At 36.1% G+C, this 26,192-nt stretch carries 23 protein-coding genes; 7 read left to right on the top strand and 16 right to left on the bottom strand.

The annotated features are described in order from the left end of the window. The first annotated feature begins 20 nt into the window (after positions 1-20). The 4 genes from AACZ92_RS03570 to AACZ92_RS03555 all read left to right on the top strand — a co-directional run bounded on the left by AACZ92_RS03570 (position 21) and on the right by AACZ92_RS03555 (position 5,756). Positions 21-791 (top strand): DUF3108 domain-containing protein, encoded by a 771-nt coding sequence (locus tag AACZ92_RS03570; protein ID WP_339697209.1) that lies wholly within the window; start codon positions 21-23, stop codon positions 789-791. Positions 792-1,070: 279 nt separating this feature from the next. Continuing rightward, positions 1,071-2,297, top strand: a complete 1,227-nt coding sequence (locus tag AACZ92_RS03565) for a peptidoglycan DD-metalloendopeptidase family protein (protein WP_339697207.1) — start codon at positions 1,071-1,073, stop codon at positions 2,295-2,297. A 186-nt stretch (positions 2,298-2,483) separates the two neighbouring features. Then, positions 2,484-5,222, top strand: a complete 2,739-nt coding sequence (locus AACZ92_RS03560) for a TonB-dependent receptor (protein WP_339697205.1) — start codon at positions 2,484-2,486, stop codon at positions 5,220-5,222. A 93-nt stretch (positions 5,223-5,315) separates the two neighbouring features. Then, positions 5,316-5,756 carry a hypothetical protein gene (locus tag AACZ92_RS03555; RefSeq protein ID WP_339697203.1) on the top strand — a complete coding sequence of 147 codons (441 nt, stop codon included), beginning with the start codon at positions 5,316-5,318 and terminating at the stop codon, positions 5,754-5,756. Positions 5,757-5,814: 58 nt separating this feature from the next. On the opposite strand, the gene AACZ92_RS03550 is transcribed toward AACZ92_RS03555, so the two are convergent. After that, entirely contained in the window at positions 5,815-6,870 is a 1,056-nt protein-coding gene (locus AACZ92_RS03550; protein WP_339697201.1) for an endonuclease/exonuclease/phosphatase family protein, read from the bottom strand. 130 nt (positions 6,871-7,000) lie between these two features. On the opposite strand from AACZ92_RS03550, the gene AACZ92_RS03545 reads away from it, so the two are divergent. The 3 genes from AACZ92_RS03545 to hflX all read left to right on the top strand — a co-directional run bounded on the left by AACZ92_RS03545 (position 7,001) and on the right by hflX (position 12,656). Next, positions 7,001-9,853: a carboxypeptidase-like regulatory domain-containing protein gene (locus AACZ92_RS03545; protein WP_339697199.1), complete on the top strand. Its 2,853-nt coding sequence runs from the start codon at positions 7,001-7,003 to the stop codon at positions 9,851-9,853. A gap of 32 nt (positions 9,854-9,885) precedes the next feature. Beyond that, positions 9,886-11,286, top strand: coding sequence for a DUF5689 domain-containing protein (locus AACZ92_RS03540; protein WP_339697197.1), 1,401 nt, complete (start codon positions 9,886-9,888; stop codon positions 11,284-11,286). A gap of 155 nt (positions 11,287-11,441) precedes the next feature. Next, a complete protein-coding gene (hflX, locus tag AACZ92_RS03535) occupies positions 11,442-12,656 on the top strand; it encodes a GTPase HflX (RefSeq protein ID WP_339697195.1) in 1,215 nt (404 codons plus the stop codon). Positions 12,657-12,710: 54 nt separating this feature from the next. Here the strand turns inward: hflX and AACZ92_RS03530 are convergent, their stop codons facing one another. The 15 genes from AACZ92_RS03530 to AACZ92_RS03460 all read right to left on the bottom strand — a co-directional run bounded on the left by AACZ92_RS03530 (position 12,711) and on the right by AACZ92_RS03460 (position 26,151). Beyond that, on the bottom strand, positions 12,711-13,610 hold the full coding sequence (locus AACZ92_RS03530) for a DUF3078 domain-containing protein (protein ID WP_339697193.1): 900 nt from the start codon (positions 13,608-13,610) through the stop codon (positions 12,711-12,713). Between the two features lie 94 nt (positions 13,611-13,704). Beyond that, positions 13,705-14,214 (bottom strand): DUF2480 family protein, encoded by a 510-nt coding sequence (locus AACZ92_RS03525; protein WP_339697191.1) that lies wholly within the window; start codon positions 14,212-14,214, stop codon positions 13,705-13,707. A 168-nt stretch (positions 14,215-14,382) separates the two neighbouring features. Beyond that, on the bottom strand, positions 14,383-14,709 hold the full coding sequence (locus AACZ92_RS03520; protein WP_117158027.1) for an SUF system Fe-S cluster assembly protein: 327 nt from the start codon (positions 14,707-14,709) through the stop codon (positions 14,383-14,385). Positions 14,710-14,713: 4 nt separating this feature from the next. Continuing rightward, positions 14,714-15,139 (bottom strand): SufE family protein, encoded by a 426-nt coding sequence (locus tag AACZ92_RS03515; protein WP_117158026.1) that lies wholly within the window; start codon positions 15,137-15,139, stop codon positions 14,714-14,716. Beyond that, positions 15,139-15,576, bottom strand: coding sequence for an META domain-containing protein (locus AACZ92_RS03510; RefSeq protein ID WP_339697188.1), 438 nt, complete (start codon positions 15,574-15,576; stop codon positions 15,139-15,141). The genes AACZ92_RS03515 and AACZ92_RS03510 overlap by 1 nt, the downstream gene beginning before the upstream one ends. Positions 15,577-15,588: 12 nt before the next feature. Beyond that, positions 15,589-16,806 carry a cysteine desulfurase gene (locus tag AACZ92_RS03505; RefSeq protein ID WP_339697186.1) on the bottom strand — a complete coding sequence of 406 codons (1,218 nt, stop codon included), beginning with the start codon at positions 16,804-16,806 and terminating at the stop codon, positions 15,589-15,591. A 23-nt stretch (positions 16,807-16,829) separates the two neighbouring features. Then, positions 16,830-18,146: a Fe-S cluster assembly protein SufD gene (sufD, locus tag AACZ92_RS03500; RefSeq protein WP_339697184.1), complete on the bottom strand. Its 1,317-nt coding sequence runs from the start codon at positions 18,144-18,146 to the stop codon at positions 16,830-16,832. Between the two features lie 65 nt (positions 18,147-18,211). Continuing rightward, positions 18,212-18,961: a Fe-S cluster assembly ATPase SufC gene (gene sufC, locus AACZ92_RS03495; protein ID WP_339697182.1), complete on the bottom strand. Its 750-nt coding sequence runs from the start codon at positions 18,959-18,961 to the stop codon at positions 18,212-18,214. Between the two features lie 2 nt (positions 18,962-18,963). Then, complete coding sequence (locus tag AACZ92_RS03490; protein ID WP_339697180.1) at positions 18,964-19,377, bottom strand: hypothetical protein; 414 nt, start codon at positions 19,375-19,377, stop codon at positions 18,964-18,966. A gap of 36 nt (positions 19,378-19,413) precedes the next feature. Continuing rightward, positions 19,414-20,853, bottom strand: coding sequence for a Fe-S cluster assembly protein SufB (gene sufB / locus AACZ92_RS03485; RefSeq protein ID WP_339697178.1), 1,440 nt, complete (start codon positions 20,851-20,853; stop codon positions 19,414-19,416). A 78-nt stretch (positions 20,854-20,931) separates the two neighbouring features. Next, positions 20,932-21,261 carry an iron-sulfur cluster assembly accessory protein gene (locus tag AACZ92_RS03480; RefSeq protein ID WP_117158019.1) on the bottom strand — a complete coding sequence of 110 codons (330 nt, stop codon included), beginning with the start codon at positions 21,259-21,261 and terminating at the stop codon, positions 20,932-20,934. 168 nt (positions 21,262-21,429) lie between these two features. Then, positions 21,430-22,527 (bottom strand): cytochrome c peroxidase, encoded by a 1,098-nt coding sequence (locus tag AACZ92_RS03475; RefSeq protein ID WP_339697174.1) that lies wholly within the window; start codon positions 22,525-22,527, stop codon positions 21,430-21,432. A gap of 3 nt (positions 22,528-22,530) precedes the next feature. Further along, positions 22,531-23,313, bottom strand: a complete 783-nt coding sequence (locus AACZ92_RS03470; protein WP_339697172.1) for an MbnP family protein — start codon at positions 23,311-23,313, stop codon at positions 22,531-22,533. A 20-nt stretch (positions 23,314-23,333) separates the two neighbouring features. After that, positions 23,334-24,734 carry a hypothetical protein gene (locus AACZ92_RS03465; RefSeq protein ID WP_339697170.1) on the bottom strand — a complete coding sequence of 467 codons (1,401 nt, stop codon included), beginning with the start codon at positions 24,732-24,734 and terminating at the stop codon, positions 23,334-23,336. 4 nt (positions 24,735-24,738) lie between these two features. Continuing rightward, positions 24,739-26,151 (bottom strand): choice-of-anchor B family protein, encoded by a 1,413-nt coding sequence (locus AACZ92_RS03460; RefSeq protein WP_339697168.1) that lies wholly within the window; start codon positions 26,149-26,151, stop codon positions 24,739-24,741. Between the last annotated feature and the right edge of the window lie 41 nt (positions 26,152-26,192).

Here is a 26,192-nt window from a genome sequence, read left to right as displayed (position 1 = left end):
ACAAACTAAAACCCCAAATAATGAAATACCTATTTTCTCTTCTGTTTTTATGTACTTCTTTTGTGTTGCTTGCACAAGACAGGGCATATGGTGATGGCGAATGGTTCAAATTTCGGGTGCATTATGGTTTTGTTACTGCTGGTTATGCAACGCTTGAAGTTGATAATGCCAAATTGGAAGGTAGGGAAGTGTATCATGTAAAAGGAAAAGGAAAAACTGTAGGGCTTTCAAAAGTGTTTTTTAAGGTAGAAGATGATTATCAGTCTTATATAGATAAAGAAAAAGATATCCCATATCGATTTATTCGAAAAATAGACGAAGGAGGACATACCAAAGACATTCAGATAGATTTTGACCACTCAACAGGAATTGCACATATAAATAATAAAAAACACAAAAAAAAAGAGGTAGTTTCATTTCCTAAAAACGCACAGGATATGGTTTCAGCCTTTTACTACTTACGTAATAATTTAGATGCAAGTGGTATACAGAAAGGTGAAACAATAGACATGGATATGTTTTTTGATAAAGAAAACTATAAATTCCGTTTAAAATTTTTAGGCAGAGAAGTATTAGACACTAAATTTGGGAAAGTACCTTGTTTAATATTTAGACCATATGTACAAGCAGGTCGTGTGTTTAAAGAAAAAGAAAGCCTTACTGTTTGGGTAACAGATGACGATAACAAGATGCCTATGCTTATAAAAGCTGACTTGGCTGTAGGATCTTTAAAAGCATCGCTTTCAGAATTTAAAGGCCTCAAACATTCCTTTAAAATAATAATGGATTAACAGATTTCGGAAAACTTAAAAAAATAAACCCTATTTTATATAAGATATTTAAAAATTTTACGTTAACGAAACAAAAGGAATAAGGAAAAGAAATTAATTCTCATTAGAGCTATAGTATAGTTTTATGCTATTTGTGTTAAAATAAGTCTGTTAGCTTCTTTTTTTGAGGATTTACATTCAAAAAGACCTTTTTTTTCGTAATATTGAACCTAAACTTAAAACCTACTGCTCCTTCCCAAAGATAGCAGTATCGTAGAACCCCAATAAAGCTACAAAAAATTGAAGAAAATATTAGTAATGTGTTTGCCCGTTTTGCTTTTAATAGCTTGCGAATCTGGCAATAAAGATTTAGCCGAAGTTGTAGAAATTGAAAAGGCTCCTGAATTAATTAAAGAATACGGTTATATTTTAAATGATTATAATATTGTAAGAGATACAATACGTTCTGGCGATACCTTTGGAGGTATTTTGGATGCTCATGGAGTTTCACAGGATAAAATATTTAAAGTAGCTACTAAGTTTAAAGACAGTTTTGATGTACGCAAAATAGTAGTGGGTAAGCCATATGTGCTTCTTAACTCCAAAGATTCTTTAAATACCACACAAGTTTTTATTTACGAGAAAAATAAAGTAGACTATTCGGTAGTCGATTTTAGGGATAACTTATCAAGCTATACTGGCGAAAAACCAGTCACGTATGTTGAAAAGTCCGCAGGTGGAATTATTGAAAGTTCCTTGTCACAAACCATGGCAGATGCAGATTTAAGCCCGTATATGACCGATAAGCTGTCTAATATCTACGCTTGGACCGTTAACTTTTTTCACCTTCAAAAAGGAGATCGTTTTAAGGTTGTTTATACTGAAAAATTTATTAATGATACTATTCCTGCTGGTTTGGGCGAAATTAAAGCAGCGTATTTTGAGCACCGCGGCACACCATTGTATGCTTTTAATTACGAAACCAAATTGGATAGTACCACTGTGATGGATTATTATGACGAGCAGGCAGATAATCTACGCCGGGCATTTTTAAAAGCGCCGGTTCAGTTTAGTAGAATTTCTTCCCGTTATAACCTTAATAGAAGAATTGCTTATTATGGGTATAAATTACGCCCACATAAAGGGACTGATTTTGCTGCACCAGTAGGAACTCCAATTTTGGCAACAGCAGATGGTACTATTACAAAATCTGAATATCGTGGTGGAAATGGCAATTATGTAAAAATTCGTCATAACAGTACCTACGAAACCCAATACCTTCACATGAAGAAACGGAATGTCCGTGTGGGTAATTATGTGCGCCAAGGCGATGTAATTGGTTGGATTGGGATGACGGGTAACACAGGAGGACCTCACGTTTGCTACCGTTTTTGGAAAAATGGGAAGCAAGTAGATCCTTTTAAACAAGACTTGCCAATGTCCAAACCTTTAGAGGAAAAATATAAAGAAGATTATATTTCATTTATGACGCCTTTAAAGACTCAACTAGACTGTGTTGAATACTAATTTTTAACATTTTTTTAATTTGTTAAAAACCTGTTATTAACTAATTATCAGGTATTCAATTATTTACGATTTTCATTGTACTTTTATTTTAGAAAAATTTGTTAGCGTTTTCTTAACCTTTATACTTTAGAAAAGGAAAAAGGAGATGTATATTTGCAGAAATTTTTAAAAACAAACTTCATTACAATGAAAAAATTATTTTTATTTACTTTCCTTTTGATAGGCTTTGCTGCCTTTTCGCAAGGGACTATTTCGGGAAAAGTATTAGATGGAAATACAAACGAACCTCTTTTAGGGGCCAATGTTGTAGAAACAGGAGCCAATAATGGAACGACTACCGATTTTGACGGTAACTTCTCTTTGAAAGTTTCTGAAAATTCTGGTAGTGTTAACATTACTTATGTAGGGTATGAAACTCAAAATATTTCATATACATTAAGTAATGGTTCAGCCAATCTTAAAACAATCGTATTAATGCCTGATGACAATGCGTTATCTGAAGTTGTAATTACAGCTGCTGGGGTATTAGATATTGCAAAAGACAGAAAAACACCTGTTGCTGTTTCAACAATTGGAGCTGAACAAATTCAACAGAAGTTAGGATCTCAGGAATTTCCTGAAATTTTAAGCAACACTCCTTCTATCTATGCTACTAAGCAAGGAGGTGGATATGGAGATGCTCGTATTAATATTCGTGGTTTTGATACGCAAAACTCTGCTGTAATGATTAACGGGGTTCCTGTTAATGATATGGAAAACGGACAAGTGTATTGGAGTAACTGGGCTGGTTTGTCTGATGTTGCTTCGGCAATACAAGTACAACGTGGTTTGGGTTCTTCAAAACTAGCAATTTCTTCTGTTGGAGGTACTATTAACGTAATTACTAAATCTTCAGAAAGAAAAGAAGGTGGTTTCTTTTCAGGCGCTGTAGGTAATAATGATTACTTAAAGAATGTTGTGTCTTATTCAACTGGTTTAAGTGAAAACGGTTGGTCTGGATCATTCCTTTTCAGTAGAACTGCTGGAGATGGTTATATCAACGGAGGTAGTTTTGAAGGATACAACTATTTTGCTGCGATAGGGTATAAACCTAATGAAAATCACTCTTTAGAGTTTACAGTAACAGGAGCACCACAGTGGCACCACCAGCGTTCTAGAGGTATTGCAATAAGTGAATTACTAAAGTACGGTAACGACGGAGAGCCAAATAGAAAATATAACGATGAATGGGGATATAAAGATGGAAAGGAATATTCATTTAGAAGAAACTTCTATCACAAACCAGTATTAAACTTAACTTGGGACTGGGATATTACAGATGCAACGAAATTAACAACTACTACCTATGCTTCATTTGGCCGTGGTGGTGGAACCGGTGAAATTGGTGAGATAAATGGAATGAGACAATTTGCACTTCCTAGAACCGATAGAGGATTAATTCGTGTTGATGATATTGTTCGTTATAACAGTGGTGGTTTAGTATCAGACTTTAACGATCAAACAAGAGATCAAGTAGATGGCCTTTACCTAAATAATAGTGATAAAAACGATAATGCCGATAATACAAATGGTATTACCCGTAGAGCTTCTATTAACTCACACAACTGGTACGGTATATTAGCGAACCTAAACACTGAGCTAAATGAAAACCTAGTGTTAGACTTTGGTATTGATTTAAGAACCTACAAAGGTTTTCACTATAGAAGAGTGAACGATCGCTTAGGTGCTGATGCATATCAGCAAACAGATAATACAAACAATCCTTTAGGAGAGGGTGAAACAAATATTTTCTATGAAACCTATGATGCAGATCAGCCTTGGTGGGTGTTTGGAGATATTGATGATGAAGAAAAAATTGACTACTATAATACAGGTTTAGTTAATTGGGTAGGTGCATTTGGTCAATTAGAATATACTATTGGTGAGGATATAACAACTTTTGTACAAGGGTCTTTAGCAAACCAAGGATTTGCTCGTGAAGAATTTTTCGGGGAAACACCTCCAGAAAAAACAGATTATGAGAATATCTTAGGTGGAAATATTAAAGGTGGTGTTAACTGGAATATCGATGACAACCATAATGTTTTTGCTAATGGGGGTTACTACTCTAAACAACCTTTATTTGATGCTGTATATATAAACTTCGGAAATAACCTAAACCCAGATCTACAGAACGAAAAAATTGTAGGTATAGAGGCAGGATATGGTTACAGAAGCAGAAAATTAAGAGCAAATGTAAATGTATACAGAACAAGCTGGGCAGATAGATTTGAATCAGTTTCAGCTACCTTTAACCAAGGAGAAGAGAATGAGATAAGAGGTAATGCTAACATTACAGGTATTACTCAAGTACATATGGGTGTTGAAGCAGATTTCAGATATAAATTGACAAATTTTGTAACATTGAGAGGTATGCTTTCTGTGGCAGACTGGCAATATGAGGATGACGTAACTGCAGCTTATTTCGATAATGACCAAACTCCAATTATAGTTGATGGTGTACCACAAGTAGAAACATTAGAGTTGGATGGAGTAAAAGTAGGTGATGCTGCACAATTTACAACATCATTAGGTGCAGATGTAAATATCTTAGATAACTTAAGTGTAGATGCAAACTATAGATTTCACGATAATTTATATGCAGACTTCGATGCTACATCTGTAGGACCAGAAGGAGCGCTTAAATTACCATCTTATGGATTATTAGATGCAGGTTTGTCTTTTGACTTCCCCTTCGTTAACAATGAAAGAGTTGAATTTAGATTAAACATTAACAACGTTCTTGACGAAACATATATTTCAGAGTCTGATACAAATGTTTTTGCTGAAGCAGGAGATGATACATACGATGGTATCTCGACTTCTAACCGTGTATTCTTTGGATTTGGAAGAACATGGAATGCAAGTGTTCGTTTCAACTTCTAAGAAATATCTTTAAATTTTTTAAAACCGCTTCATCTATTTGAAGCGGTTTTTTTATGGAATAATCGCTACCTTTGGTACCCTAAATATATAACTATGTATACCACCCTTCAATTTGTTCATTCGTATTGGGCATACCTTGTTTTAGTAATTGTTGTTTTAGCTACAATAAACGCTCTAATAAGCTTTTTTTCTAATAAAGAATACTCTCCTAGAGATTTCAGGATTTCGTTGTTTGCGTTAATCGTTACACATATTCAGTTATTGATAGGTCTAATACTTTATTTCGTATCGCCATTAGGGTTACAATCATTGACAAGTAATGGCATGGGTACTGTTATGAAAGATTCTATGTTGCGTTTATATGCAGTAGAACATCCACTTGTTATGATCTTAACAGTCGTGTTTATTACTGTGGGATATTCAAAACATAAAAAGAAACTGGTTTCCAAACCAAAATTTAAAATGTTAGCTATATTTTATACCATCGCACTTATTTTAATGCTGAGTAGAATCCCTTGGGCACAATGGTTTTAAAAAAACAATAAAAAAAGCGCTGTAAAAGCGCTTTTTTTATTTTATTAAGTTAGAATGTTTATTCTGAAACTTCTTTAATTAAATAAACATACACGGGGAAGTGATCGCTATACCCACCGGTAAAACCACTTACAAAACTACGGTAGGGATATCCTTTATAGCGCCCTCTAGGATTTGCAAGGTAACTCTTGTTAAATACACCAGCTTTGTAAAACCGGTATGAAGAATAATCTTTCTTCAGTAATTCTGTGGATAGGATTATTTGATCAAATAAATTCCAGCTATCTCTCCATGCCAGAGTACCAATTCCTTTGTTGTACATTTCTTCCATAGGGTTATAGAGTTCTTTCAGCTTAACATCCTCTCTGTTTTCTTTAGCTTTTAAAACTTCTTTTACACTCGGGCTCGTGGGATCGTCGTTTAAATCACCCATGGTAATAATTTTGGCATATGGATCTTCGCTAAAAAGTGAATCGATAATCTGTTTGTTTAGTTTTGCAGCCTTTATTCGTTTGGGACGGCTCCTAGCCTCGCCACCGCTACGAGAGGGCCAGTGATTTACTATAAAGTGTAATTTTTCGCCATCGAGCATGCCGCTTACCAAAAGTTGATCCCGAGTATATACGCGTCTAGTACGGTCGTTATTATCATATATTAAAAGTGGGTGTGCTTTATAATTAGTTGGTATAAATAGTCTTTTTTGGTATAAAAGCGCCACGTCAATCCCACGCCTGTCTGGAGAGTCAAACTGAATAATACCGTAATCTTTGTTTAAGAGCGGCTCTTGATTTACAAGGTCTTCGAGCACTTTCCTGTTTTCAATCTCAGAAACACCTATTATAGCAGGACTAGTACCTGTTACATCCTCTCCAATTTCTGAAATAACTTTAGCCATATTGGCAAGTTTTTGTTTATATACACCTTCTCGTAAGTTTTCTCCCATCTCCATCATCGGGCTAGCCTCATCATTTCGTGTAGTATCATCTTCCGTATCGTAGAGATTTTCTAAGTTATAAAAGGCAATTGTATTAACCTTATAATTTTTTTCTTCTTGCGCATATAGGACTATAAAACATATGTTGAATATAAGTAAAAAACTGTATCTAAATTTCATATTTATAGAGTGTTATGTTTGTGTAAAGTTCTTACAAATTGGAATTCAAAAATAACTATTTCAATTAAAAAATGTAGTTTTACTCTCTTTAGTAATAATAATTTAATCTTTTAAAACAACTAACTACAAGATGAAACAGTTCATTTTAACTTTATGGATTGGGTTGTTGGGAACTTTATCTTTAGTCGCCCAAGACACAATTGTAAAGGGAAGGATTGTAGATACTAATTCTAGTGAGCCGATACCGGACGTTGAAATAAGTATACAATCTAGCAATTTCAGTACTGAAACCTCTGCTGAAGGTACTTTCGGTTTTACAACAAGTGATTTGCCACAAGGAGAACAGGTCCTTTTGGTAGTTAAGCCCGGTTATATAAGCCAACGTATTCCAATTATTATTCAAAATGGAAAAACTATTAACCTTGATCCAATTTTATTAGAGGTTGACCTAACTGAAGTGGAAGCTCAGATAGGTGTTATTAGTCTTTCAGATAATGAGTTGGATCAAGACGATGGTACTTCTTTTAATATTTCAGGGCTTTTGCAAGCATCAAGGGATGTGTTTCTTAATGCCGCCGCTTTCGATTTTAGTGCTACTTTTTTCCGTCCAAGAGGATTAGACAATGAAAATGGGAAAGTATTAATTAACGGTATTGAAATGAACAAGCAATACAATGGTCGTCCACAATGGAGTAATTGGGGCGGATTAAATGATGCACAACGAAACCGAGAGTTTTCAATGGGATTGAGTCCTAATGATTATACATTCGGGGGCATTGCCGGTACTACTAATATCGTTATGCGTGCTTCCCAATATAGAGAAGGAGGACGAATTTCATATGCTATGGCAAATCGTAGTTATACTGGTCGCGTTATGGGGTCGTATAATAGTGGTCTGTTAAACAATGGTTGGGCTTACTCGGTATTGGTTTCTAGACGTTTTGGTAATGAAGGATATATAGATGGTACATTATATGATGCTAACTCCATATTTGCTGCAGTAGAAAAACAATTGAGCGATGATCATAGTTTAAATTTTTCAGGTTTTTATACACCAAATAGAAGAGGAAAATCTACGGCTATTACTCAAGAAATGAAAGACCTAAAAGATAGAAGATACAACCCAAACTGGGGCTATCAAGATGGAGATAAACGTAATAGTCGCGTTCGGGAAATTGAAGAACCAGTCATAATGTTAAACCATTACTGGAATATTTCAGATAAAACTACACTTAATACTAACCTTGGCTACCAATTTGGAAAAATGGGAAATACTCGTATAGACAATGGGGGTACAAGATTGATAAATATTGACGGAGAAGAGGCCTATATTGGTGGTGCGCGTAATCCTTTGGGGAATTACTACCAGCGTTTACCGAGTTATTTTTTGCAAGATGACGACCCGACAACTGCTGATTATCGAAATGCATATTTGGCCGAACAGGAGTTTATAAATGACGGTCAATTAGATTGGGAATCCTTATATAGAGCCAATGCTATTGTACGGGCAGAAGGAGGAAACTCAATTTATGCTATACAAAAAGATAGGACAGATGACACCCAGTTTACAGTAAACTCAATTTTAAATACCAGTTTTGCTGAAAACATCCTTTTTACTGGTAGCATCAATTACCGAAATTTAAAAAGTGAAAATTTTGCTGAACTAAAAGACTTATTGGGAGGTACAGGTTATTTAGATGTAGATTTCTTTGCTGGCGAAGAAGCCCAAAACCAACAAATAAGTGTAGGCGATATAGCGCAGAGTGACTTGCAAAACCGAAATCGTATTGTAAAAGAAGGTGATCGTTACAAGTATAATTACGATGTCAATGCCGATGTACTTACAGGGTTTGCCCAAGCTCAATTTAAATACAACAAAGTAGATTTTTATACAGGTGCCGAAGTTTCATCAACTAATTACCAACGTAATGGATTGTATGAAAACGGAAATTACCCAGGTAGCAGATCGTTAGGAAAAAGCGAAAAAGTAAGCTTTACTAATTTTAAAGTAAAAGGAGGGGCAACTTATAAAGTAACAGGCCGTCATTTAGTTGACTTTAATGCTGGTTACTTGACAAAAGCCCCAAGCATTCGCAACACTTTTAGCAATGCACGTCAAAATAACGATGTAGTTATTGGCTTGGAAGATGAGAAAATTACAAGTGCCGACCTTAGCTACATTTTCCGTTCACCCATAGTAAAAGCGAGATTGACGGGGTTCTATGCAAATATTAAAGACGCAACAGATATAGGGTTCTACTTTACTGAAAACCTAACGGGTCTTGGTTACGATGAAGGCGCTTTTGTACAAGAAGTAATTACGGGTGCTGAAAAAAGACATTTAGGAGCCGAATTAGGTATTGAGGCCCAAGTAACACCTACAATTAAGTTAAAAGCTGCGGCATCGGTTGGACAATACATTTATAATAATAATCCTAATTTGTATTTAACAAGTGATGATTTTGAAGGTCCATTAACCTTTGGTGATGGTACAACTAACCTAAAGAACTATCACATTGCTGGAGGACCTGAAAGAGCTTATCAAATAGGGTTTGAATACCGCGACCCTAATTTTTGGTGGGTTGGTGCGACGACCAATTATTTCAGTAATGCATATATTGACGTAAATAATTTAGCGCGTTCTGCCAATTTCAGTACGGATTTTGATGGGCAACCTTATTCAAATTACGATCCTGAAGTTGCAAAGGATCTCCTTAAACAAGAAGAATTTGGAGATTACTTTTTGGTAAACGCAGTAGGTGGAAAATCTTGGAAAATAGATGACTACTATGTAGGTTTCTTTGCTGTAATTAATAATATTTTGAATCAAGAATATGTAACAGGCGGTTTTGAACAAGGGAGAAAAACCACGTATACAGATTTACAAGAAGACCAATCTCGAGCAAACGGTGCTATTTTTGGCCCCCGTTATTTCTTTGGATACGGAACATCTTATTACCTAAACTTTTACTTACGCTTTTAACTAAAACCGAATAAAATAAACACCTATATAAAATGAAAACTTTTAACTTTTATAAACTGATAACCTTGTTCTTACTGGTAGTAGTAGCTACTTCCTGTGTTAAGGACGACGATTATGATGTGCCAGACACGAATGTCGAAGCTGCAAACATCACAGGCTCGATCATTACCATTGGAGCATTGAACGATGCCTTGTTACAGGAAATGAATGCCAACGGAAATTCAACGTTAACCTTTACTGAAACAGACACATACGTTTCAGGATATGTAATATCGAGTGATGAAGCCGGTAACTTTTTTGAAGAAATAATAATACAAGATAAAGCTTCAAGCCCACTTAGAGGTGTAAAAGTACTTGTTGATGTGAACCCTTTATTTACAACCTATGAGTTTGGCAGAAAAATTTTCGTAAAACTGGATGGCCTTACGGTAGGGATGGACAGCGGTGTGTTAACTTTAGGAGTTCGTGATGGGGTTGAAGTAGGACAAATTTCAGAATCTCAAATCGGTGAATTTTTAATACGAGATGCCGAAGTTGCCGAAATTACTCCGCTACCTATAAACATTGCAGACTTTACCCTAGATAAAACAAACTTGTATGTTCAATTAAATAATGTACAATTTAACAGGAGCGAAGTATTGGGCGATAATAGAAAAACATTTGCAGGAGAACCAAGCGATAGCTTTGATGGAGAACGAATTCTAGAAAGCTGTGGAACTGGTAACACAACCATATTCAGCACGAGTACATTTGCAGATTTTAAATCATTGTTGCTACCTACTGGGCAAGGAACTATATCTGGTATTCTTACGCGTAATTTTTCTGGAAATGAATTTAATATAGTGGTAAACGACCCTTCCACTATTAACTTTGATAGCGAACGCTGCGACCCTGAATTCTTTGTGTGTACTACCCCAAGTGGTGGTGGGGCACCATTCTTTAATGTAAATTTTGAAGAATTTGATGCCATTGAGGAGTTTGTAGATGCAGGTTGGACCAATGTAAACGTAAATGGTGGTAGTACCGTATGGCAAATAGGAAACTTCGACGATAGTAACTATGCACAAATATCTGGTTTCAGCTCTGGAGAAGATGATATAGAAACTTGGTTGGTAACACCAGAAATTGATATGGACAGTACCTCTGGTGAAGAATTAAGCTTTGAGGTTCAAGCTAGTTTTGACAATGGCACTATTTTAAGTGTATTGTTTTCTACAAACTTTACAGGTGATGTTACCACGGCAGATTGGCAATATTTAGATGCCAATATTCCAACGGGTCCAACAGATGGTTTTGGAGACTTCCAACCCGTTGGTCCAATTAACGTTTCTTGTATTGACGGTCCTATTCATATTGCATTTTTGTATGAAGGTTCAGACCCTAATGCAACCACTCGTTATCACGTAGATAATATTAAGGTTACAGGAAACTAAAACAGTTAACCTTATAAAAGATTATAAAGGGCTTCATTTGGAGCCCTTTTTTTATCTGAAGATTTTCCCTCCCTTTTCCTTACAGTCCGTTAAATGATTATAAATACAAAATTCTGAAGCAAAACCTTTTGTATCTTTGTTACAGAACTAATTATATGATTGAACAAACCACAATAGAATACGAAAAAACCATACTTATTGGTTTAATAACACAATATCAAGACGAAGATAAGTCTACCGAATACTTGGACGAATTAGAGTTTTTGGCATACACGGCTGGAGGTGAAGTATCAAAACGCTTTACGCAAAAAATGGATTCGCCAAATCCTAAAACTTTTATCGGGAGTGGTAAAATGGAGCAAGTACGTGAATTTGTTGAAGAAAACGATATTGGTACTGCCATTTTTGATGACGAATTATCTCCTGCACAACAAAAAAACATAGAAAAGATATTACGGTGTAAAATTATAGACCGAACAAATCTTATTCTCGATATTTTCGCACAACGTGCCAAAACCAGCTATGCCCGTACGCAAGTGGAATTGGCTCAATATGAATATTTATTGCCTCGATTGGCTGGTATGTGGACGCACTTAGAGCGTCAGCGTGGGGGTATTGGAATGCGCGGGCCTGGTGAAACCGAAATTGAAACCGACCGTCGTATTGTAAGAGACCGTATTACACTTTTAAAGAAAAAGTTGGAGAAGATTGACAAGCAAATGGAAGTGCAACGTGGAAATCGTGGTTCATTAGTACGTGTGGCTTTGGTAGGATATACGAATGTTGGTAAATCTACTTTAATGAACAGCATTAGTAAAAGTAAAGTATTTGCCGAAAACAAACTTTTTGCAACACTTGATACAACCGTTAGAAAAGTAGTAATTGGCAACCTTCCATTTCTATTAACCGATACCGTTGGATTTATAAGAAAACTACCTACCCAATTGGTAGAATCGTTTAAAAGTACCTTGGATGAAGTTCGGGAAGCAGATTTATTGTTGCACGTAGTCGATATTTCGCATCCTTCTTTTGAAGATCATATTGCTTCGGTAAACAAAGTATTAGACGAAATTGAAAGTGCCGATAAACCCGTGATAATGGTTTTTAATAAAATTGACCAATACCAACCGGAAGTAATTGAAGAAGACGATCTGGTTACTGAAAAAACAACAGCGCATAACACTTTAAAAGATTGGAAACAGACTTGGATGAACCGTGAAGAAAACGCTATTTTCATTTCAGCATTGAATAAAGATAATTTTGAAGAGTTTAGGAAGTTGGTGTATGAAAAAGTAAGGGATATTCACGTTACACGTTTTCCCTATAATAATTTTTTGTATCCAGAGAAGTATCTGTATGAAGAAGAATAAAAAAAACCGGCAAATTCAATTTGCCGGTTTTTTTTATGATTATTTCAGTAGTTATTAAAACTTATAACCAACACCTATACCAAGAGTTTCACGTATTTGAAAAGCTTGCACGGCATTATCATCATAAATAGCCTGGAAGGTAGCATTGGCCGTAATCCAGTCGTTTACTTTCAATACTAGGTTCATGGTGTAATCTAGATCAACATTTTGAGGGTCTTCTAAGTAATTAGAGTAAAGCCCCAAAATATTTTCCATAGATACGTTTTCCATTAAATCTACTTTATAATAAGCATTTATCGAGGCACCAAATTCAAAACGAGTAGTTTCGTTCGCATCAACACCAAAATAACCCCCTGCATCGTTAAACTCATCTGCTAATGCTGGATCAACAGTTGTAAATTTTTCGTTTACAAAAATTAAACGGGCTGTTGCTGGGGCTATATTTACTTTAAAGTTGTCGCTTTTTTTCCAAAGCATGCCAGGTCCAAATTGGAGATAACCAGGAGACATAAAACGAGTTGTTTCAGTACGAATTTCATTACCATCAGCATCTTCGCCAAACTCGTATCCTTTTGCAAATTGAGTTTTAAAGTTCACAAAGAAAGAGTAATACCAATTACTTTCTTGTATTTGACGGCCTAAAATAGAATTCAACTCTAATCGGTCGTTCGTTTTTCTGGAAAAATCATTGTCTTTTGTTTTTGTAATTCCATAATCTGCAAGAATACGGTTGTCCCACGTTAACTTTCCTTGTCTGTAGTTAAAATCGTAGGTAAAATTAAGGTTTGCAGCATAGTTGGATGTTCCACCACCGGTCCATTCGTCGTTAAAGGCTGATTGGTTAAAAATTAAAGAAACATTCCCAGCACGGGTCCATCCGTCTTTAGGTTCTTCATCTTGCGCCATTGCAATAAATGGGGAAATAAATAATACTAATAAAAATAATCTTTTCATAATAAGGTTTGTTTTTTCACAAATTTAAATGATAAAGGTTCTATTGAAAGAACAGAATTTCTTAAAATTTCTGAATTCAAGCCAAGAAAAGGTGTTATTTCTTTCTTTTAAACAAGGGAACCGAAGAACAGGCTTCACCATACATCACGCTTTTAGCTACTTCTTGAAGTCTTTGTGCAAGAAGTACATAAGCATTTTCAGGGATTGGTTTGTTGGCGCAGCCTTTAATGATAACCGGTTTATCTTTATATTCTGAAACGTCTAATGAATGTAAAATTTCAGAATATAAAATACTTTCAAGTGTTTCTGAAGTACCAACTACCGTTTTTTTAGCATATGGCGCTAACTGAAGCGAAAGAAACATATATGCCCAACCGGGTATGATAGCATCGGTAGAGCAATATAGATTAACAAAACAGGCTTCATATTGCGACCAATCGTACTCTTTTATTTCCTTTCTGAAATCTTTTTCACGCAACACAATACCTTCCAGTAACCATTGCGAGATATCAACGGAAACCCGCTTTCCTTCTGGATAAAAATCTTCCAAATTAAAGGTGATAAGTTTACTGTTCGCTACGCGGTTTATAATTTCTTCTTGCATAAAGGTTTGTTGTTAATCCCGGCGTTTCGGTACAATTTTAATTATGTTGCGTTGCAACGTAATTAAAATCACTCAACCGCCTCAGTTCTTTTCATAAGTAAGGTGGTTGAGTGATTTTTAAACAACGCAGTTGTCTCAAAAATAGTATAGAAACCACCGATTCACTACTTACAGCATCCCCAATTCCAGCTTTGCTTCTTCGCTCATTAATTCTTGACTCCACGGTGGGTCGAAGGTGATTTCTACTTCGGCATCTTTTACCATCTTAATAGATTTCACTTTGTCTTCAACTTCTTGAGGTAAAGATTCTGCTACGGGGCAGTTGGGAGTCGTTAACGTCATTAAGATTTTTACTTCGTGGTCTTCATTAACGAAAACATCGTAGATTAATCCCAATTCGTATACATCTACAGGGATTTCGGGATCGTAAATAGTTTTAATCACTTTTACGATTTTATCACCCAATTCGGTTGTGTTTATAGTTTCAGCGCTCATAATTTTAATTTTTTAGTTGTGCTTGGTAGGCCACGGCATACAATTTTAATTGCTTTACCATAGAAACCAAACCATTTGCACGGGTAGGAGATAAATGTTCTTTTAGGCCAATCTCGTCAATAAACTGTGTGTCTGCTTCAATGATATCTTCTGGCTTTTGATTTGAAAAAGCTCGGATTAATATAGCAATAATGCCTTTTGTGATAATGGCATCACTATCTGCAGTGAAGACTACTTTGTCATCTTTTACTTCGGCATTTAGCCAAACACGAGACTGACAACCTTTAATTAGCTTATCTTCAGTTTTAAGTTCCTCATCAATTAATGGTAACGATTTTCCCAACTCTATCATATATTCATAGCGTTCCATCCAATCATCGAACATGGAAAACTCGTCAATTAAATCGTTTTGTATCTCTTGTATGGTCATTAATTTTCTTCTTTGTCTTTTGTTGCGGTTATCAGGACACTTTGGTCGCTTTTTGCATATAAAGTTAACACGTTATCTTGAATACGGTAACCGCCTACTTTATTCATAGTTTCTAAAAACTTGTCTTCAACTTGCATCGCATCCTCTCCACACATTTTTTTAGTGGCTGCCAATTCACCTAAAGTCAAAGTATTGTTGGTAATTGTGTAATCACCAAAGTAATTGTTGCAGCCAGCATTTCCGGAAACTCTGCTACTAAGAGCCGCAAAAGTAATGGTTGGCTTAGTTGCAGACATAGAAGTGCCTTCAACATTCGTTACAGTGTAATCTCCAGATAATTGTACATTTCCAGCAACATCGATTACTCTTTTTGTTTCGTCACAACTTGTAAAAACAAGGGCGAATACTAATAGGCTAAGCGTAGCAAGTGATTTCATAAGTTCTACTGTTTAAGTTAACATCGTTTTTGCTTTCTTCACGGCTTTAACGAGTGCATCAACTTCTTCCTTTGTATTATAAAAAGCGAAAGAAGCACGAACCGTACCGGGTATCTTATAATAATCCATTATGGGTTGTGCACAATGATGACCCGTACGAACCGCTATGCCTAATTTATCAACAATAGTACCAATATCGTATGGATGAATTCCTTCAATATTGAACGAAATAACCGATGTTTTAGCAACACCTGTTCCGTATATTTTTAACCCTTCTATCGCTGTTAATTGCTCGGTGGCATAGGTCAATAATTCATGTTCGTGTGCATCAATTTCATCAAAACCGATACTGTTAAGGTAATCAATTGCAGCACCAAAAGCAATACCGCCTGCAATATTAGGCGTGCCAGCTTCAAATTTATGTGGTAGACCGGCATACGTCGTTTTTGCAAAAGTTACTTCGGCAATCATCTCACCACCCCCTTGATATGGAGGTAATTTATTGAGCCATTCTTCTTTTCCGTAGAGCATTCCTACACCTGTGGGACCACACATTTTATGGGCCGACGTTACATAGAAGTCAACATCGAGTGCTTGTAAATCGGGTTTAATGTGCGAACAAGATTGGGCTCCATCTACTAAAACCGCAGCATCGACATTGTGTGCCATTTCAATAATTTCAGCAATTGGATTGATGGTTCCTAATGCATTCGAAATATGATTTACAAAAACCAACTTTGTATGTTCTGAGAGCAATTTTTCGTATTCTGAAAGAACTAAAACGCCCTTTTCATCAATAGGAATTACTTTTAATTCGGCTCCCGTACGTTCACAAAGCATTTGCCAAGGAACGATATTAGAATGATGTTCTAAAGCCGAAACAATAATCTCATCGCCTTTTTTCAGAAATTCATTGAAGCCATTCGCTATCATATTAATACCATGAGTGGTACCCGCGGTTAAAATAACTTCGTGCGAATGTTGTATATTGAAATGTTCTTGAATTTTTTTCCGAGCACCTTCATACGCATCGGTTGCCTCTTGAGACAACGTATGCACCCCACGATGAATGTTTGCATTGTAATTTGAATAGTAATCTACAATACAGTCAATCACCGCTTGTGGTTTTTGAGCCGTAGCTGCATTATCTAAATATACAAGGGGTTTGCCATTTACTTCACGTTGAAGAATGGGAAAGTCTTTTCTAATTTCCTGAACGTTAAAGGCCATGGAAAATTTTATTTAAGGAGTGATTACAATTGAAAACCCAGACTAACGCCAATTTTTTTGGCAATTAGTTTATTGATACGTTGTTTCAATTCGGGAATTTTCACACTTTCAAGTACACTGTTTGCAAAAGCATACATTAATAATGCACGAGCTTCTTTTTTAGCAATACCACGAGAACGCATATAGAATAAAGCGTCTTCATCTAATTGACCAATGGTACAACCGTGTGTGCATTTTACATCGTCTGCAAAAATTTCTAATTGAGGTTTAGAGTTGATGGTGGCACCATCGTCCACTAATATGTTGTTGTTTTTTTGAAATGCATCAATCTTTTGAGCTACTTTATCAACCAATACTTTACCATTAAAAACCCCAGTTGATTTATCCGCATAAATACCCTTATAGTCTTGGTGACTTTCACAGTTTGGTGCTGTGTGGTGCACTAAGGTATTGTGATCTACATGTTGTTTATCCTCAATAATAGTAATACCATTAAGTGTAGAATCACAACGCTCTCCAAATTGATAAAAATGAAGGTTGTTACGAGTTAATTTTCCACCAAATGAAAAGGTATGTACTCGGCAGTTGCTTTCTCGTTGTTGCGAAACGTATGTATTATCAATTAAAGAAGCTGTAGTATTGTCGGTTTGTATCTTATAGTAATCTACATATGCACGCTTTTCTGCGAATATTTCAGTAACACTATTGGTAAATACAGCATTTTCTGAAAGACTTTGATGGCGCTCAATAATCTGAACGTGTGCATTTTCACCAACTACTACTAAATTACGAGGCTGCAACATAGCTGCCGCTTCATTTCCGGTTGAGAAGTTGATGATCTCAATAGGTTTTTCAACCTCCTTATTTTTCGGAATGTGAATATAAGCTCCTTCTTTGGCAAAAGCAGTATTCAAAGAAGTAAGACTATCTTTTTCTGCTATTTTATTGAAATATGCTTCGATTACCGGTTGGTACTTCGATTTGTTCAAAGCAGAAGATAGCAGGCAAACATCGATAGAATCGTGTGTAGTTTCAGATAAAAATGAACTGTAAACACCGTCTATAAAAACGATTTTATAGGTATCGATGTCGTGCAGAAAGTATTTTTTAACATCCTTAAATTCAATATGTTTTTCCTGTTGCTTCGGGAAAATACTGTAATCGGTTTTTTCAACTGATTTTAAAGAAGTGTATTTCCAAGCTTCTTCCTTTTTGGAAGGGAAACCTTGTTCTTCAAAAACTTTCATGGCTTTATTGCGAAGATCGTGTATAGGAGAGTCGGGCTCCAAGTGATCTTCAAAAGCGATGTATGATGAAACTAATTTATCTTTTAAACTCATTTTTATCTTTGTTTAAGATTTATGGAAAACTTGCTCATTGCCCCTCCAAGAGGGAATAGGCTTGTTTAAACCAATTCTTCTTTAATCCAATCGTAGCCTCGTTCTTCAAGCTCATATGCTAATTCTTTACCACCAGATTTTACTATTTTTCCGCCCATTAGTACGTGTACATAATCCGGAACTATATGGTTTAGCAAACGTTGGTAGTGCGTAATTACAATAACAGCGTTGTCCTTGCTTTTTAGTTTGTTAACTCCGTCAGCTACAATTTTCAAGGCGTCAATATCCAAACCAGAGTCTGTTTCGTCTAAGATGGCTAATTTTGGTTCCATCATAGCTAATTGAAAAATCTCGTTTCGTTTTTTCTCACCTCCAGAAAAACCTTCATTTAAGGAACGAGACAGAAATTTTCGGTCAATCTCTAGCATGTCTGCCTTTTCCTTTATTCTTTTCAACATTTCGCTGGCTGGCATATCTTCTAAGCCTTTAGCTTTACGGGTTTCGTTTATAGCCGTTTTTATAAAGTTGGTTACTGTAACACCAGGAATTTCAATAGGGTATTGGAATGATAAGAACAAGCCTTTATGAGCACGTTCTTCGGGATCCAGTTCAGATATTTCAGCGCCTTCGAAGACAATTTCGCCTTGTTGAAGCTCAAACTCTTCTTTTCCAGCAATAACCGAAGCCAAGGTGCTTTTACCAGAACCATTTGGCCCCATAATAGCGTGTACTTCACCAGCTTTTACTTCTAAATTAATGCCTTTTAAAATATCTTTTCCTTCAATACCTGCGTGCAGGTTTTTTATATGTAGCATAATTAACTTTTCTTTTCTTCTAATTTTATATCGTTTTTAGCGGGTTTATCGCTAACATGTAAAATATCTTTTATGGTAATCACTTCTTCCCAAACCTCTTCGTTTTCAGCTTTTGGATTTGGTTTTACTTCCCCAGTAACAATTACTGGAACCATATCATAAGCGTCTTTTTTTATTTTGGAAACCTTATCGGCCAATTCTTGGCTTTTATCGTCTATAGTAACCCCATAAATAAATGTGTTTCCTTTTAAAACTGCTGCATCGTCGGTGTAAATAAATTCGCCTCTGTAAGTCTTTACGGACTCGTCGGTTGCCGAAGCGACTTTTTCTTCAGGCTGTTCTTCAGTTTCTTTTTTTGTATCGTTACAAGAAATCACTGTGGCTGAAAGTAATAGCAGCAAAAATGTTTTTTTCATGGTACTATATTTTGGGTTTTTATTTTTCAGAAAAAATTAACCTACAGATCCTTCCAATGAAATTTCTAATAGTTTTTGCGCTTCAACGGCAAATTCCATAGGTAGTTTATTTAAAACTTCTTTACTGAAACCGTTTACAATTAATGCGATTGCTTTTTCAGTGTCTATACCACGTTGATTACAATAAAAAATTTGGTCCTCACCAATTTTACTTGTTGTTGCCTCGTGCTCTACTTGAGCTGTTTTACTTTTAGCTTCAATGTAAGGGAAGGTGTGCGCTCCACACTCATTACCCATTAGCAACGAATCACACTGAGAAAAATTACCGGCTCGGCTATTTATCTGTACTAATCCGCGATAACTGTTTTGCGATTTACCAGCCGAAATACCTTTTGAAATAATGGTGCTTTTTGTGTTCTTTCCTAAGTGAATCATTTTAGTACCGGTATCAGCCTGCTGAAAGTTGTTAGTAACGGCAATTGAATAAAACTCTCCAATAGAGTTATCGCCTTTTAATATACAACTAGGATATTTCCAAGTTACGGCACTTCCAGTTTCTACTTGCGTCCAAGAAATTTTTGCGTTCTTTTCACAAATTCCTCTTTTTGTCACAAAGTTGAATACTCCGCCCTTTCCATCTTTACTTCCTGGAAACCAATTTTGAACAGTAGAATATTTAATCTCAGCGCCGTCCAAAGCAACCAACTCTACAACTGCAGCGTGTAATTGATTTTCGTCACGCATAGGTGCCGTACAGCCTTCTAAATAACTTACGTAACTGTCTTCATCGGCAACTACTAACGTACGCTCAAATTGTCCTGTTCCGGCCTGGTTAATTCGAAAATAGGTTGAAAGTTCCATTGGGCATCGTACACCTTTTGGAATGTAACAGAATGATCCATCACTAAACACCGCGCTATTTAAAGCTGCGTAAAAGTTGTCTTTCTGCGGAACTACAGAACCTAAGTACTTTTTAACAAGTTCTGGATGCTCTTTAATTGCTTCGGAAATAGAGCAGAAAATAATCCCCTTCTTTGCCAAAGTATCTTTAAAAGTTGTAGTTACTGAAACGGAATCCATTACAATATCTACAGCAACACCTGCTAATTTTTTTTGCTCATCTAGTGAAATACCTAGCTTATTGAAGGTTTCCAATAATTCTGGATCTACTTCGTCAATACTGTCGTATTTCGGTTTTTTGTTAGGAGCTGAATAATATGATATGTTTTGAAAATCTGGTTTGTTGTAATGAACGTTTGCCCATTCAGGTTCAATCATTTCTTTCCAATAACGAAAAGATTCTAAACGCCATTCGGTCATCCATTCGGGCTCTTCTTTCTTTTTTGAAATAGCACGAACAATGTCCTCGTTTAAGCCAACAGGGAACGTGTCAGATTCTATATCAGTATAAAATCCGTATTCGTACTCTTTTGTTTCGAGTTCTTTCTTTAAATCGTCTTCAGTAAACTTAGCCATTGTAGCTTTTATTTTTTTATTCTTCTTTACTAGACCTATTTCAGATGTAAAGCAAAGTAAAATTTTTATTCAAATTAATTAGAGCGAAAAACTTTCGCCACAACCACAGGTGCGGTTTGCATTGGGATTGTTGAAAACAAAGCCTTTGCCGTTTAATCCACCGCTGTATTCTAACGTGGTTCCTACTAGATAGAGAAAACTTTTTTTATCGATAGCGATTTTCACCGATTCATCTTCAAAAAGTTTATCGTTTTCCCCGATTTTGTCATCAAACTTAAGATCGTAGGACAAACCAGAGCAACCTCCGCTTTTTACACCTACTCTTACAAAATCGTTTATTATATTGAAGCCCTCTTCAGACATCAATTGTTCTAGTTTTGATTTCGCATTTTCACTAACTTTTATCATAAGATAAATTTGTTCTTATTAGACTGCAAATATACGGTAAATACAGATGGTAGCCATAGTTAGGGGGCAATTTAAACTTATGGCGTTATAGTTTTAAATAATAATTAACAAATTGGGGCGTAAAGACTTAAAATTGAACGAGGATTATGGATTTTTTCTCTAAAAAATCTAAGGTTTTTGAAAGTCTGGGTTGTTTATAAAACTTTCATCAGATAAAGAAAGTAAAAAAGCTTTAAGGTCTTGTTTGTCTTGTTTGGTAAGTTGTACGCCACCGTCGCCTACGGCCTTCATAAGTGGGTCTATGGTTTCAGAATAGACTAAGCCCTCGCTATAATGATCTATTACTTCTTCTAGAGTCTCAAAACGGCCATCGTGCATATATGGGGCTGTATAGGCCAAATTACGCAAGGAAGGGGTTTTAAAGAGACCAAACTCCCTTGGATCACCGGTGGCAGCACCGCGACCAAGATCGTCAAAGATTTCGTCTAAGCCATTATTGTGAAAATCGTTGTCTGTCCAAAGTAGGTCGTTGGGGGGTGTGCCGTGACAGTGAAAACAATCGCCTCGTTCTTCATCAACATAGACTTCCAGACCATTCTGTTCGGCTTCCGTTAGTTCTATTTCACCACGTAAAAATTGATCGTATCTTGAATTTCCTGAAATAAGGGTGCGTACAAACTGGGCAATTGCTTTAGAGACTAAAGTGGAGTCTATAGTAGTGGTGCCAAATGCTTTTGAAAAAAGTTCTGGGTACGCTGATGTTGATTGTATATTCGAGATGGCATTTGGCCACGTGTTATGCATTTCCACAGGGTCTATAACAGGTTCTAAAGCTTGTTTTTCTATAGAATTAACACGGCCGTCCCAAAAAAAGTTTTCTTTATAATTCCACGCTAAGTTAAATAAAGGCATAGAATTTCTTCTCCCTTCTATGCCATCAATCCCTGGGCTAAATTGCCTTGAATCTGAAAAAGCTTCCTCTGGTGCATGACAACCAGCACACGCTAAGGTGTTATCTCCAGAGAGAATGGGGTCAAAAAATAATTTTTTACCTAAAGCAACCCCTTCGACGGTTTGAGGGTTATCTTCAGGAATTACCGGCGATGATATTGTTTGCTGAAATAACACCGGTACTTTCAAGTCCAAAGGAGTTGGTTCGTAGCCTTCTTCTTCAGGATTGCTACCTTTATCACTTGAACATGAGGCTATAAAAAGACAGCATGCTGTGACAAGAAAAATTGTTTGTATTTTTTTAAAGTAAATCAATTACTATTCTTCTACAGTGGTTTCTTCTCCTAGGCTAAAAACAGTTTTGCCATTTTCAGACATCATTTTCTGCGCTTCGAAGTTCATCATTAAATTAGTGTTCAAAACATTTAAATCCCATCGATTTGGGTTTTTATACCATTCAGATACGTCCATTTTAATTTCAAAAGAGGCGTCTTCTTTCACTGTTACAGTGCCTAAGCTTATTTCAAACGAAGTGTCTTCTAATAGTAGGCCTTCTTCTGTCATATCGGCTGCTCGAATGGTGTGATATAGATATGGGGCTTGAGAATCGTTACTGTCTATAAATGTACCTTCCATCTGCATAAAGTGATAGCCTCCGCCAAGTTGTTCGGGAACGCCCCAACTTGCAGCAGTTAAATCTTCATATGCACCGTCAATATTATCTTCCTCGTCAAAACCAAAAGTAAAGCTTAGGTCATAAGTTCCTTCTGGTATTTTTTTAGAAGGCTTGTACTGTAGGTTTGTGCCTTCTCGCGCATTAACTAAATTATAGCCTTTAATAACGGTACTATCGCCTTCTTCATCGGTAAATGTAATATCTGAAATTAAATATCGTAACCTTGAGATAGTTAATACCTCACCATTGGCATTTGTATATTCAGTGGTTTGGTAGTCAGGATTAGTGATTTCTTCGCTTTCCCAGTTTTGAGTAAAATTAAAAGTAACATTTCGGTTGGGGTTTACAACTTCTTCTTCATCTACATCCTTACATGCAAAAAGAGTCAAGGTCACTGCAAATAATAATAAAACATTCTTTTTCATTCGATATAATTTAACGTTTTTTACTTAATTTTAAATAATAATAAATCTTCTACACCACGGTTTAAAGGAATATCTTTGTCATTACTCTGTGTACTTCCTGCAATAACGTAGGTGTTATTTTCTGCCTCGATTGCATCTTGAGCAAAATCAAATGTTGAGCCGCCTACTGTTAATTGAAATTCAATACTTAGTTTATCATCTATTATCATAACCAAAGCGTCATTGTCACCATTGTTTTGATCAAAATCTCCATTTATACTTCTGGTGTTACCTGTTACAATGTGATTTCCGTTTGATAGTTGAGTAATACCTCTAGCGCTTTCAAATTCAAGTCCACCATAAGATTGCTGTGTTAGTAGCACTCCTTCTTCATCAATTTCTGCACCCCATATGTCTGCATTTCCAAACTTACTGGTTACATTTATATCATCACTACGAGTATCGCCAAAGATTAGGAAACTCCCATTTGAAGTTTTAGCTGCGGTATATAGGTTTTCTATTTGTGTGCCGCCGTAGTTTTTTTCCCATACTAATTCTCCATTTGCAGAAACTTTTATCACCCAATAGTCATAGGTGCCAATGTTTTCTGAAATGTCTACGTCAGAACTGTCTGAGGTGCCAAAAACAAGGTATGCTCCATCTGAGGTCTGCAGAACATCATAAGCGGTATCGGTAAAAGTACCACCGAAATAATTTCTCCATTGCATCTCTCCCGTTGCAGACAGTTTGATAACCCAATAATCACCTCCAGCATGCTGAAGAGATCTACCTGCTTCTTTTTCAGGTTTCCTGGAGCCTAATCCACCATCACCATTACTGGCAGAAACATCCAACACCCCTGCAACTATATAACCACCATCTCTGGTTTGCTTGGCTTTATAGGCTTTATCACTTCCTGGAAAACCAAAACTTTTTTGCCATTGAAGATCACCTGAAGCACTAAACTTTACGACCCAGAAGTCATGAAATCCGGCATTACTACTAACATCGCCGCCGGCACCTCTACTGTAGCCAGAGGCTATATAGCCTCCATCACTTGTTTTTCCTAGGCTAGAAGCAGTATCGTCCTCGGGACCACCATATGTTTTGCTCCAGATTATTTCGCCATCAGGTTTTACTTTTAAGAGCCAATAATCTTCATCGGATGTGGTTTTATCTATTATGTCTCCATCGGTACTTTTAGTAGAGCCTAAAATAACATAGTTCCCATCATTGGCTAATACGACACTTACTGCTTTGTCAAGGTTACTACCGCCATAAGTTTTTATATAGTCTATTTCACCTTGAAAACCTGTGGTTTCATTTTCTGTTTCTGTTTCCTCTTCCTCTACTACTGTTGGGGAATCATCTTTTTTACAAGAAAAAAGGACTATGAATGTAAAAAGAAATAATATGTTATAGGTTAAGTTGTAAATTTTCATATTGTTATTTTACCACCAATCTTTTGGTAGTTAGGTTATTGATTTTAACCAAATAAACTCCGCTTTGCAATGAATTTATGTTAAGACTCTCTTCTTTATTATTGTCAGAAAAAGTATAATTTAAAATACGCTTACCTATAACTGAATATATTTCAACTTGTTGTATAGGAGAAATTGCAGAAACAACGTTTAGGTTATCTTTAGCGGGATTTGGATATATGGTAAAATTGGTTTCCTTCAATTCGGTAATGTTTAATTCGTTGTTGTCTCTAACCAAAGTGAAACCACCGCCGCCACTAATAATTATATTCTTACTCTCTAAGAAAGGGTATACATTCCAACTACCAGAAAAAGAGGCGTCGTTATTATTTGGATAGGTGTCAAAATAACCGTATTGTGAAATGTTTTGGTTATCAATATCGCTTATATCTAATACGTTTAAACCTGCTGAATAATTTGCAAAATAATATTTATCACCAACAACATAACCGTTGTGGTCTATAGCAGGAGTTGGACCTGAAAATTCAGTGTGAAATTGGGGATTATCCAAGTCTGTAAAGTCAAACACTAAGGTTCTGGTGTTAAAGCCAAAAGATATTTCGTCAGTTTCGTCTCCGAGTATAAAATACTTTTGATCTTCTGTAAACCAGCCTTGGTGGGTATAGCCTACGTTATTATAGCTTATAGTTGAAATGCCTTCTGGGTTGGCTTTATCGGTGATATCTACTATTACCACTTCATTTTCATTGCTTCCTATTAAAATTTCAGTTCCTGTATAATCTGAATCAGGACCTGCGTAGATAACAACTTGAGCATCATGACTATAACTATCCATTGCATATCCTCCTTCGCCAACTGGGTTAAGGGGATCTTGAATGTTTACGAAATGGGGACCTCCATTAAATGTTCCTGTTCCTACTCCGTAAGCATAACCTGAGTCTTCGTTTATAACAACATTATGAGCGCTACCAAAGCCATCGTAATGTGCATCTTCTGTAAATATTTCTGGTGGATTGGTTACATCCCTTAATCGGGTTAAATCAAAAACCTGCATTCCATGCCCAGAGGCTTCACTTACTACAAAAGCGTGGTCACTATATACTTTTACATCTCGCCATGTACTTGATGATGTGTGCGTAGGTAATTTTCCTAAATAAATTGGGTTAATTGGGTCTGAGATATCGATAAAAGCAGTTCCGTTGTCTAAACCGATTAAAGCATATTCTTTACCGTCTTGTGGATCGGTCCACCCCCACGAGTCGTTTCCGCCAGAGGCATTCATTTCGCTAAGGCTAATATGCGATAATAAGTCAAAGTTTTGGCAAGGAAAACCGTCAGCGGTTCCATTTTCACATGGAGTTTGGCTGAAAGTAACAGTGCTGATAAGTGAAAATGCGAGTAGATAAAATTGTTTCATTATTTAAGTTTTAATTATATAGAAAATATTGTTTTAAAGCT

The sequence above is a fragment of the uncultured Marixanthomonas sp. genome (assembly GCF_963974425.1).
Taxonomy (GTDB): domain Bacteria; phylum Bacteroidota; class Bacteroidia; order Flavobacteriales; family Flavobacteriaceae; genus Marixanthomonas.
Note: the sequence above shows the minus strand (reverse complement) of the source record. Positions and strands in the feature narration are given on the sequence as shown.